Source organism: Kitasatospora sp. SUK 42 (genome assembly GCF_015776785.2).
Classification (GTDB): domain Bacteria; phylum Actinomycetota; class Actinomycetes; order Streptomycetales; family Streptomycetaceae; genus Kitasatospora.
Genome location: NZ_LFMD02000002.1, coordinates 563194 through 572990, shown reverse-complemented (window position 1 = coordinate 572990; position 9797 = coordinate 563194). Strand labels below are relative to the sequence as shown.

The window sequence follows — 9797 nt, the reverse complement described above, 5'->3', positions numbered from 1 at the left end:
GTTGACCGGTACTAATAGGCCGAGGGCTTGTCCTCAGTTGCTCGCGTCCACTGTGTTGTTCTGAAACAACGACCCCAACCACTGATGGTTGGTGCGGTTGACAGTTTCATAGTGTTTCGGTGGTCATAGCGTGAGGGAAACGCCCGGTTACATTCCGAACCCGGAAGCTAAGCCTCACAGCGCCGATGGTACTGCAGGGGGGACCCTGTGGGAGAGTAGGACGCCGCCGAACAATTATTCCAGAAAGACCCCCTCCCATTCGGGAGGGGGTCTTTTGCGTTACCCTCTGCGAATGCAGAACCTGTCCCTGACCTGGCAGACCGCCGGGGGCGCCGCCGTCGGCCTCTACGGAGGCGCGTACATAGCCGCGCGGCTTCGGAAGCCCGGGCCGTCGGCGCTGCTGCGGGAGGCCGGCACGCTGTTGGCACTGTTCGCGCTGTGGCAGTTGGTGGGGCACCTGTCGGTGATGAGCACCGACCACGCGCTGGACCGGGCGAGCTGGATCCACCGCACCGAGCTGGCGATCGGGCTGCCGGACGAGGCCTCCTGGCAGGCCGCGATCATGCCGTACCCGGTGCTGGTGAAGCTGGCGAACTACTACTACGCGGCGATGCACTTCGCCGTGATGCTGGTGGTGCTGCTCTGGGTGTTCCTGCGGCACCGGGAGCGCTACGCGTGGGTGCGCAACACGGTGGTGATCACCACCGCGGTCTGCCTGCTGGTGCAGTTCATCCCGGTGGCACCGCCGCGGATGCTGCCGCAGAGCGGGTTCGTCGACGTGGCGGCGCAGTACGGGCAGTCGGTGTACGGGGGCGCGGTCGGCGGTGTGGTGGTGGCCGACCAGCTGTCGGCGATGCCCTCGGTGCACGTGGCCTGGTGCGTGCTGGCGGCGGTCGCGGTGGTGCGGGTGTCGCCGAGTCCGTTCCGCTGGGTGGTGGTGCTGCACCCGGTGCTGACGGTGGCGGTGGTCGTGGTGACGGCCAACCACTTCTGGGCGGACGGCATCGTCGCCGTCGTGATCCTGCTGTTCGCGTACGCCGTCCTGGCGCTGCTGGCACGCCGGCGGGGCCGGGCCTCCGTCGGGACGGAGACCCGACCCCGCGTCGAGTCCGAGGGGCGGCTGGAGCAGGTCACCTGACCGGCAGGGTGACCTTCCCCCAGGAGCCGTTGCTCAGCGCGGAGGTGGCCCAGTACCAGGCGACGAGCCCGGAGACGGCCGCGATCCAGCCGGCCGCCTTGGCGAGGCCGCCGTACCCACCGAAGGCGGCGATGGCGGACAGGACCAGGGAGAGCGTCAGCAGGCCGTAGACGGCGCGGCTGAACAGGCCCGCGCCCCAACTGGCCGCGGTGAGGCTGAGGGCGAGCAGGGCCCACAGCAGCAGGAACAGGCCGGCGGCGTTCTTGCCCGCGCCGCCCGCCACCGACCAGGTCGCCCAGAAGGCGCCGAGGCTGGTGAAGGCGGTGCCGGTGAAGCCCTCGCCGCGGCGGAGCTGCCACAGGCCCGCGATGAAGAGGGTGACGCCGCCGAGCAGATGGGCGAGGTGGGCCGCGTCGCCGACGCCGGCGCCGTGCAGGACGCCGGTGGAGAGCAGGCCGTAGGCGAGTAGTGTCAGGCCGAGGGCGAGGTAGCCGAGGTTACCCGCGTCGGCTCCGGTGGAGCGGGCGTTCGTTGCCCCGGTAGCGTCGTTGCTCACCGGAGGCTCCTTTCACTCTGGGCGCGCGCAGGGGCGCGGTAACGCTGTGGTGTCGTCGCGATGAGGTGGATGCGCGCGACCGCGCCGAGGGCGCACGGCGGAGAGCGTGCGGGGGCTGCGGTCAGAGATGGGGGCGGAAGTGATGGGCCGGCGGAGATCCGCTGGTCACGTCCCTGCCGGGGGATTGCCCGGTGAGGTCGGTGTACCCGGCGTAGCAGGCTTGTACCCTTGTGAATCAGACAATTTGCGACGACGTCAACTGTGGAACGCTCACGGTTTGTCCCCCGATGGGGTGCAAACGGACAGAAGCGTTCAGGGCGTGCGCTGGGTCGGCACCCGCAGGGTGAGGATCGCCATGTCGTCGGACGGCGGCTCCGGGGCGAACCGCTCGACCGCGCGCTGCACCCGTAGCGCGACCGCGCCGGCGGTCAGGCCGGTGCAGCCGGTGAGCACCTCGGCCAGGCCGTCGTCGCCCAGCATCCGCCGGCCCTCACGGCGTTCGGTGACGCCGTCGGTGACGCAGAGCAGGACCTCGCCGGGGGAGAGCACCAGGCGCTCGGCGGTGAGGTCGAGGTCGTCCATGACGCCGAGCAGCGGCTGCGGGGTGGCGGCCCGGTCGACCTGGCCGTCGGTGCGCAGCCGCAGTGGCAGCGGGTGTCCTGCGCAGACCAGGGACAGTTCGGTGCTGCCGTCCGGGAGGGGCGTCAGCTCGCCGTAGAGCAGGGTGAGGAAGCGGCTGCGCGAACCCTCGTCCAGGATGGCCGCGTTGAGCCGGCTCAGCACCTGCGGGGCGTCCAGGCCCTCGCGGGCGAGCAGGCGCAGCGAGTGCCGGGCCAGGCCTGTGACGGAGGCGGCCTCGGGGCCGGTGCCGCAGACGTCGCCGATGGCGAAGCCGTAGGTGCCCTCGCGGATGGTGAACAGGTCGTAGAAGTCCCCGCCGACCTCGTTGCCCTCGCCGGCGGCCTGGTAGTAGACGTCCACCTCGACGCCCGGGATCTCCGGCAACTCCGGCGGCAGCAGGCTGCGTTGCAGGGCCTGGCTGGTGGCGGTGCGCTCGGAGTAGAGGCGGGAGTTGTCGAGCGCGAGGGCGGCCCGGCGGGAGAGGTCCTCGGCGAGTTCGAGGATCTCCTGGCGGAACCGGACGCCGGCCGGGACGCCGAGTGCGAGCAGGCCGATGACCCGGTTGCGGGCGGTCAGCGGCAGCACCACGGTCTCGCCGAGCAGGCCGGCGAGTTCGGGGCTGTCGGTGAGGCCGCGGGCCTCGGCGGCCTCGGCGGGCGCCGTCCAGAAGCGGACGCCGTGGGTGGGGCCGGCCTCGGGGGCGGGCGTCTTGTCGAGCAGGTCGCGCAGCGGGTCGATCCGGTCCTCGTCCTCGTGCAGGACGAAGGCGAGGCCGGGCTGGGCGCCGTGGTCGCCGTTGGTGTAGACGGCGCACCAGGAGGAGAGAGTGGGGACGGCCATCTGGGCCATCAGCGCCAGGGTCTGCTCGTGTTCGAGGGTTCCGGCCAGCAGGTCGGAGGCCTCGACGAGGAAGGAGAGCGAGCCGCGGCGCAGCCGTTCGAGCTCGGTCAGCCGGGTGCTCTCGATGGCCAGGGCGACCCGGTCCGCGGCGAACTGGAGGCGCAGTGCGTCCTCGTTGTCGTAGCGGCCTGGCGTGGCGGTGGCGATGCCGAGCGAGCCGATCAGCCGGCCCTCGACCTTGAGCGGGACGGTGACCAGGGAGCGCATTCCGCTGTCGGCGAGCAGGGGCAGGCCGGTGGGGCGGGTGGCGAGGTCCTCGTGGACGGAGGGCAGCCGGGCCGAGTCGTAGCGGTTGCCGGTCTCGACCGGGAAGCGGGCGTGCCGGCGGTGTCCGGTGGTGAGGCCGGTGGCGGCGCGGACCTCGAACTCGTTCTCGTCGTCGGTGGTGAGCAGCAGGTAGGCGGCGTCGGCGTCGAGCAGGTCGCGGGCGCGTTCGACGGTGCGCTGGAGCAGGGTGTCCAGGTCGTCGGTGGCGGTCGGTCCGGCCAGCAGGTCGAGCCGGGGGCCGGCCTGCTCGGGGCGCTCGCCAGGCAGGGCGCGGGCGGGGGAGCGCAGGACGGCGCGGTCGGGTTCGAGGACGAGCAGGCAGAGGGTGGAGGGCACGCCCTCGGTGTCGCGCACGCGCACCTGGACGCCGTACACCTCGACCTCCACGCCGTCGGCGCGGCGGATGCCGTAGCCGCCCTCCCAGCGGGCCAGCCGCAGGGTGTCGGTGAGGCCGGGGCCGCGGCCGGGGGACTGCGGCCAGACCGCGAGGTCGGCCCAGGGGCGGCCGAGGACGGTGACGGCGGGGTGCTGGAAGAGGGCCTCGGCGTCCGGGTTCCAGGCCAGGACGCGGCCGTCCTCGTCGAGTTGGACGACGGCGACGTGCACCGGCCCGGAGCTGCTGGGCAGGTCGCTGCCGGGGGTGGCGGGGACGGCGTAGCGGGTGCCGGTGACGTGCGCGGGCAGGGTGAGGCGGAACCAGACGGTCTTGCGGCCGGCCGCGTACTCGACGCCCCAGCGCTCGGCGAGGGCGGAGCACATCAGGAGGCCGCGGCCGCCCTCGTCGTCGGGGTCGGCGTAGCGGTCGGAGGCGGAGGCCGGTCCGTCGCCGAGGGAGGGCAGGCCGCGTTCCGGGTGGTGGTCGGTGACCTCGATCCGGACGGTCTCCTCCTCGCGCAGGCAGCAGACCTCGGCGGCGGTGCCGGCGTGCACGACGGCGTTGGTGACCAGCTCGCTGACCAGCACGACGGCGTCGTCGACGACTTCGGGCAGGCCCCACCCGAGCAGCGCGTCCCGGACGAAGCCCCGGGCGGCGGCCGCGGACCGGCCGTCGGGGTCGAAGGTGGCGGCTGCGCGCGCGGTGACCACGTTGCCACTTCTCCTCTGCTGCTCTGGCCCTGACTGTCCGGGGTTCGGCGCCGACCTCCCCGTGCGCGCCGTCGGTGAGGGCGGCGCTGGGTCGGGTTGTGGCCCGGTGCAGCGCTCCACCCTACTTTCCGCTTGGTTCCCCGTGGGGGCGGGGCCGTGAAACAGGCACCTGAGGGTGATTCTGCCCACCTGTTTCGGACGGTGCGGCACCAACCGAGCGCAACCGGCCGTATACCCGGCGCCGGTGCTGCCAGACTGGGGGGTCCGCGACGGCCGGTGGGAGCAGTACGGTCGTGTGGGTGCCGGTGCGCCGCGCGGGCCGCCGGTGCGCAGCCCAGCCGGGCCGGTGCCCTGGTGCGTGCCGCACGGGCACGGTGGTCACCGGACAGTTCGCACGATGTGGGAGGGGCCCGTTGAGTTCGGCCATCAAGGACGCGACCGGTACGACGCCGCCCGCGCCGCGCGGTGCGCGGTCCGGGACCGCGCAGCGGAGCGCGCCCGGCCGGCGGGCGGGCCACAACCGCGGTGCGGAGCCGGCCGAGCTGCGCAAGCTGCTGGCCGCGCTGACCGCGATGCGCGACGGCAACTTCCGGCGCCGGCTGACGGTTCCCGGTGACGGGCCGCTGGCGGAGATCGCCGCGGTGTTCAACGAGGTCGCCGAGCGCAACCAGCACCTGACCGGTGAACTGGCTCGGGTGCGGCGCGCGGTGGGCCGCGAGGGGCGGTTGAACGAGCGGCTGGAGACCGGTGCGGGCGAGGGCGCCTGGATGGCGGCCGTCGACAACTGCAACGCGCTGATCGACGACCTGGCGCGCCCGATGGCCGAGGTGGGCCGGGTGCTGACCTCGATCGCCGAGGGCGACCTGGACCAGAAGATGGAGCTGCGTTCGCTGCACAGCAACGGGGTGAGCCACCCGCTGCGCGGCGAGTACCTGAAGATCGGGCGGACGGTCAACGGCCTGGTGGACCAGCTGTCGGAGTTCACCGACGAGGTGACCCGGGTGGCCCGTGAGGTGGGCACCGAGGGCAAGCTCGGCGGCCAGGCCAAGGTCCGCAGCGTGTCCGGCAGTTGGAAGGACCTCGCGGACTCGGTCAACACCATGGCGGGCCGGCTGACGGCGCAGGTGCGCAACATCGCGCAGGTGACCACGGCGGTGGCCAAGGGCGACCTGTCCCGCAAGGTGACGGTCGACGTGGCCGGCGAGATGCTGGAGCTGAAGAACACCGTCAACACGATGGTGGACCAGCTGAACGGTTTCGCCGCGCAGGTCACCACGGTGGCCCGGGACGTCGGCACGGAGGGCCGGCTGGGCGGTCAGGCCCAGGTGCCGGGCGTGGCCGGGGTCTGGCGCGAACTGACCGATTCGGTGAACTTCATGGCCGACAACCTCACCGGCCAGGTGCGCAACATCGCCCAGGTGACCACGGCGGTGGCCCGCGGGGACCTCTCGCAGAAGATCGAGGTGGACGCGCGCGGCGAGATGCTGGAGCTGAAGAACACCATCAACACGATGGTCGACCAGCTCTCCGGCTTCGCCGAGCAGGTGACCAGGGTGGCCCGCCAGGTGGGTACCGAGGGACGGCTCGGCGGCCAGGCGCAGGTGCCCTGGGCGGCCGGGGTGTGGCGGGACCTGACCGACAACGTCAACTTCATGGCGAACAACCTCACCGATCAGGTGCGCAACATCGCCCAGGTGACGACCGCGGTCGCCAAGGGCGACCTGTCGCAGAAGATCCAGGTCGACGCGCGCGGGGAGATCCTGGAGCTGAAGAACACCATCAACACGATGGTGGACCAGCTCTCGGCCTTCGCGGACGAGGTCACCCGGGTGGCCCGGGACGTCGGCACCGAGGGCATCCTCGGCGGTCAGGCGAGCGTGCCCGGGGTGTCCGGTACCTGGAAGGACCTGACCAACTCCGTCAACCTGATGGCCAACAACCTGACCAGCCAGGTCCGCAGCATCGCCGAGGTGACCACCGCGGTGGCGCGCGGCGACGTCTCGAAGAAGATCACCGTCGACGCCAGGGGCGAGATCCTGGAGCTGGTGACCACCGTCAACACCATGGTGGACCAGCTGTCCGCCTTCGCCGACGAGGTGACCCGGGTCGCCCGCGAGGTGGGCACCGAGGGGATCCTGGGCGGCCAGGCGCGGGTGCGCGGGGTGTCCGGCATCTGGAAGGACCTGACCGACAACGTCAACTTCATGGCGTCGAACCTGACCGGGCAGGTGCGCAACATCGCCGAGGTCGCCTCCGCGGTGGCCCGCGGCGATCTCTCCAAGAAGATCACCATCGAGGCGCAGGGCGAGATCGCGACGCTCGCCGGGACGCTCAACACCATGGTCGACCAGCTGTCCGCGTTCGCGGTGGAGGTCACCCGGGTGGCCCGTGAGGTCGGCACCGACGGGACGCTGGGCGGCCAGGCCGGTGTGCCGGGCGTGGCCGGGATCTGGAAGGACCTGACCGACAACGTCAACCTGATGGCCAACAACCTCACCGGCCAGGTCCGCAACATCGCGCTGGTGATCACGGCGGTCGCCCGGGGCGACCTCTCGCAGAAGATCGACGTTGACGCGCGCGGCGAGTTCCTCCAGCTCAAGACCAGCATCAACACCATGGTGGACCAGCTCTCCGCCTTCGCCGACGAGGTCACCCGCGTCGCCCGCGAGGTGGGCACCGACGGACGGCTCGGCGGCCAGGCCCGGGTGCCCGGAGTGGACGGCACCTGGCAGGACCTCACCGAGTCGGTGAACGAGCTGGCCAACAACCTGACCCGGCAGGTGCGAGCGATCGCCCAGGTCGCCACCGCGGTGACCAGGGGCGATCTGAGCCTGCGGATCGACGTGGACGCCGCCGGGGAGCTCGACGAGCTCAAGGACAACATCAACCAGATGATCGCCAACCTGCGCGAGACCACCCGCACCAACCAGGAGCAGGACTGGCTCAAGACCAACCTGGCCCGGATCTCCGGCCTGCTCCAGGGCCGCCGGGACCTGGAGGCGGTCGCCTCGCTGATCATGACCGAGCTGACCCCGGTGGTCTCCGCCCAGCACGGAGCCTTCTTCCTGGCCCAGCCGGCCGGGCGCACCGCCGAACTGATCACCGAGGACGACGACGAGAACGACACCGTGCTGCGCCTGATCGGCAGCTACGGCTACCAGCGGCGGGCGATGCCGACCACCTTCCGGCCCGGCGAGTCGCTGATCGGCCAGGCGGCGGTGGAGAAGCGGGCGATCATCGTCAAGGAGGCCCCGCCCGGGTACCTCAAGATCGCCTCCGGGCTGGGCGAGGCCTCGCCGGCCCACATCGTGGTGCTGCCGGTGCAGTTCGAGGGCCGGCTGCTGGGCGTGATCGAGCTGGCCACCTTCAGCTCCTTCACCACCGTCGCGCTGGACTTCCTCAACCAGATCGCCGACCTGATCGGCGTCACCGTCAACACCATCAGCGTCAACACCAAGACCGAGGGCCTGCTGCTGGAGTCCCAGCGGCTCACCGCCGAACTCTCGATGCGGTCCGCTGAGTTGGAGGCGCGCCAGGAGGAACTGGAGCGCACCAACGAGGAGTTGCAGGAGAAGGCCGAGCAACTCGCCCAGCAGAACCGCGACATCGAGATCAAGAACGGCGAGATCGAGGAGGCCCGGCAGGTCCTGGAGGAGCGTGCCGAACAGCTCGCCCTGGCCTCCCGCTACAAGAGCGAGTTCCTCGCCAACATGTCGCACGAGCTGCGCACCCCGCTCAACTCGCTGCTGATCCTGGCCAAGCTGCTCTCCGACAACAACGAGGGCAACCTCTCGCCCAAGCAGGTCGAGTTCGCCGACACCATCCACGGGGCCGGCTCCGACCTGCTCCAGCTGATCAACGACATCCTGGACCTGTCCAAGGTCGAGGCGGGCAAGATGGACGTCCGCCCGGCACGGATCGCCCTGGTCCAGCTGGTCGACTACGTCGAGGCGACCTTCCAGCCGGTCGCCCTGGACAAGAACCTGGCCTTCGCGGTGCGGGTCTCGCCCGCCCTGCCCGTCACCCTGCACACCGACGAGCAGCGGCTCCAGCAGGTGCTGCGCAACCTGATCTCCAACGCGGTCAAGTTCACCGACACCGGCGGCGTCGACTTCTCGATCCGCCCGGCCGGCCAGGAGGTCCCTCAGCACGTGCGCGAGCGGCTGCTGGAGTCCGGCTCGATCCAGGACCCGGACGACGAGCTGATCGCCTTCACCGTCTCGGACACCGGCATCGGCATCCCCGACAACAAGCTGCGGGAGATCTTCGAGGCCTTCAAGCAGGCCGACGGCACCACCAGCCGCAAGTACGGCGGCACCGGCCTCGGGCTGTCCATCAGCCGCGAGATCGCCCGGCTGCTCGGCGGCGAGATCCACGCCGAGAGCGAACTGGGCAAGGGCTCGACCTTCACCCTGTACCTGCCGCTGCGCACCGAGGCGCCGGAGGCCGCCGACCGGTCGGCCGAGCGTCCGGGCCTCCCGAACGCGCCGCGCGCCTCGGTCGGGGTGACCCCGGTGGGCCTGCCGGTGCCGGTCGGCGAGAACCCGGCCGACCACTGGGCCCAGGAGGTCCGGGAGCTGGCCGAGGAGCGCCGCCGCGGGGCGATGGAACGTCGCCGCACCGCGGCCCTGGAGAGCGCCGCGCCCCGGGCGGCGGAGCCCCCGCAGCAGCCCCGGCCGGCCGGCGCCGGTCGGCGCTTCGACGGCCAGCAGGTGCTGATCGTGGACGACGACGTGCGCAACGTGTTCGCCCTGACCAGCGTGCTGGAGCAGCACGGCCTGACCGTCCTGTACGCGGAGAACGGCCGCGAGGGCATCGAGATGCTGGAGCAGCACGAGAACGTGGCGCTGGTCCTGATGGACATCATGATGCCGGAGATGGACGGCTACGCGACCACCGAGGCGATCCGCCGGATGCCCCAGTTCGCCGGGCTGCCGATCATCGCGCTGACCGCCAAGGCGATGAAGGGCGACCGGGAGAAGTCGCTGGAGGCGGGCGCCACCGACCACATCACCAAGCCGGTGGAGACCGACCACCTGCTGTCGGTGATGCACGAATGGCTGAACGGCGACCGCGCGTGAGTGTACCGGCGGGCGTGAACTCCGCGGCCCGACCCGCAGTTCGCGTCTGCCGGTCGGTCGGTTTGCTGGCGGTCGGGCCAGGGAACCCGGTAGGGTCACCGATCGTTGCGAACAGTGACCGGACGGCGACACGCTGCTGAGCGTGCGC

Annotated in this window: 4 protein-coding genes and 1 rRNA gene; 3 read left to right on the top strand and 2 right to left on the bottom strand. The window is 71.4% G+C overall.

Annotated elements, in window-relative coordinates; all coding sequences use genetic code 11:
- Nucleotides 1-115: 115 nt before the first annotated feature.
- Nucleotides 116-232, top strand: a 5S ribosomal RNA gene (gene rrf / locus RZ50_RS02370).
- A gap of 60 nt (nt 233-292) precedes the next feature.
- Nucleotides 293-1138 carry a phosphatase PAP2 family protein gene (locus RZ50_RS02365; RefSeq protein WP_196952128.1) on the top strand — a complete coding sequence of 282 codons (846 nt, stop codon included), beginning with the start codon at nt 293-295 and terminating at the stop codon, nt 1136-1138.
- Here RZ50_RS02365 and RZ50_RS02360 read toward each other — a convergent pair.
- Nucleotides 1131-1694 carry an acetate uptake transporter gene (locus RZ50_RS02360; RefSeq protein ID WP_196952127.1) on the bottom strand — a complete coding sequence of 188 codons (564 nt, stop codon included), beginning with the start codon at nt 1692-1694 and terminating at the stop codon, nt 1131-1133. The two genes, RZ50_RS02365 and RZ50_RS02360, sit on opposite strands and share 8 nt — an antisense overlap.
- Nucleotides 1695-2006: 312 nt before the next feature.
- Complete coding sequence (locus tag RZ50_RS02355) at nt 2007-4688, bottom strand: SpoIIE family protein phosphatase (RefSeq protein WP_374199860.1); 2682 nt, start codon at nt 4686-4688, stop codon at nt 2007-2009.
- 452 nt (nt 4689-5140) lie between these two features.
- Between RZ50_RS02355 and RZ50_RS02350 the strand changes: the two genes are divergently transcribed.
- The gene (locus tag RZ50_RS02350; protein ID WP_254802150.1) at nt 5141-9649 is read left to right on the top strand and encodes a HAMP domain-containing protein; all 4509 of its coding nucleotides are present in this window, start codon (nt 5141-5143) and stop codon (nt 9647-9649) included.
- The last annotated feature ends 148 nt before the right edge of the window (nt 9650-9797 follow it).

Coding starts and splice junctions, on each gene's coding strand:
- RZ50_RS02365 (WP_196952128.1), top strand. CDS start 293: ATGCAGAACCTGTCCCTGACCTGGCAGACCGCCGGGGGCGCCGCCGTC.
- RZ50_RS02350 (WP_254802150.1), top strand. CDS start 5,141: ATGCGCGACGGCAACTTCCGGCGCCGGCTGACGGTTCCCGGTGACGGG.